The organism is Streptomyces sp. MnatMP-M17, assembly GCF_900091995.1.
Lineage (GTDB): Bacteria > Actinomycetota > Actinomycetes > Streptomycetales > Streptomycetaceae > Streptomyces.
Map to the genome: position 1 here is coordinate 1 of NZ_FMDK01001213.1, position 1,351 is coordinate 1,351.

1 protein-coding gene is annotated in these 1,351 nt (G+C 71.3%); it reads left to right on the plus strand.

The window, feature by feature from the left end; genetic code table 11:
• On the plus strand, nt 1-1,351 hold a 1,351-nt coding region (locus GA0115259_RS37930; protein ID WP_107469425.1), incomplete at both ends, for a serine hydrolase domain-containing protein.

Below are 1,351 nucleotides of genomic sequence, written 5' to 3' on the forward strand. Positions count from 1 at the left end.
CTGGTCGCCGACGCGATGGCCTTCCTGGGCCCGTCGCCCGTCCACCCGTGGTACGCGGGCGCCGTGCTGCTCGCCGGCCGTGGCGGGACGGTGGCCCTGCACCGCCCGATCGGCAAGGCCGTGCGGTACGCGGCGTACGACGAGAAGACCGGCGCCGGAGTCGAGCTCCCGGCCGAGCGGCAGATCCCGATGGCCGAGGACACCGTCTTCGATCTCGCCTCCGTCTCCAAGCTGTTCACCTCGATCCTCGCGGTCCAGCGGATCGAGCGCGGCGCGCTGGAGCTGGAGGAGCGGGTCGCCGCATATCTGCCGGAGTTCGGACGGGCGGGCAAGGAGGAGATCACGGTGCGTCAGCTGCTGACGCACACCTCCGGCTTCCGCGCCTGGGTCCCGCTCTATACGGCGCCCACGTACGAGGGCAAGCTGGAGCTGCTCTGGAACGAGGCGCCGCTCAATCCGCCCGGCGCGGTCTATCTCTACTCCGACCTCAATCTGATCTCGCTCCAGCTCATCCTGGAGCGGATCAGTGGGCAGCGGCTGGACACCCTGCTCCGCGAGGAGATCACCGGTCCGCTCGGGATGCACCGTACGCGCTACAACCCGCCCGCCTCCTGGAAGCCGAAGATCGCCGCCACGGAGGACGCGCGGCGGCCGTGGTCCGGGCTGGACCGCGGCCTGGTCTGGGGCGAGGTGCACGACGAGAACGCGTACAGCCTCGGCGGGGTCGCGGGCCACGCCGGTGTCTTCTCCTGCGCCTGGGACCTGGCGGTCCTCGCCCGTACATTGCTCAACGGTGGCGCCTACGGCCGGGCGAGGATCCTGCGCCCGGAGTCCGTGGAGCTGATGTTCACCGACTTCAACTCCGGCTTCCCCGGCGATGCCCACGGTCTGGGCTTCGAGCTGTACCAGCACTGGTACATGGGCGCCATGGCCACTCCGAGCACGGCGGGCCACACCGGGTTCACCGGCACGAGTCTCGTTCTCGATCCGACCACCGACTCGTTCCTGATCGTCCTCGGCAACTCCGTCCATCCCGTGCGGAGCTGGCGCTCCGGGAGCGCGCCGCGTGTCGCGACCGCCGACCGGATGGCCCGTGCCGTCGCGGTCCGGCCGGAGAGAGGCCGTACGGCCTGGTTCTCGGGCATGGCGAACGCCACGACGGCCACGCTGTCCCTGCCTCCGCTCACACTTGCACCCGCACCCGCACCGGAGTCCGTGCATGGACGGCTGCGCTGCTCGCTGTGGTGGGACACCGAGCCCGGCTCCGACGCGCTGTTCCTGGAGGCGTCGGCGGACGGCGGCGCGAGCTGGCGGCCGGTGCCCTTCACGACCGTACGGGCCGGGCAGGAGC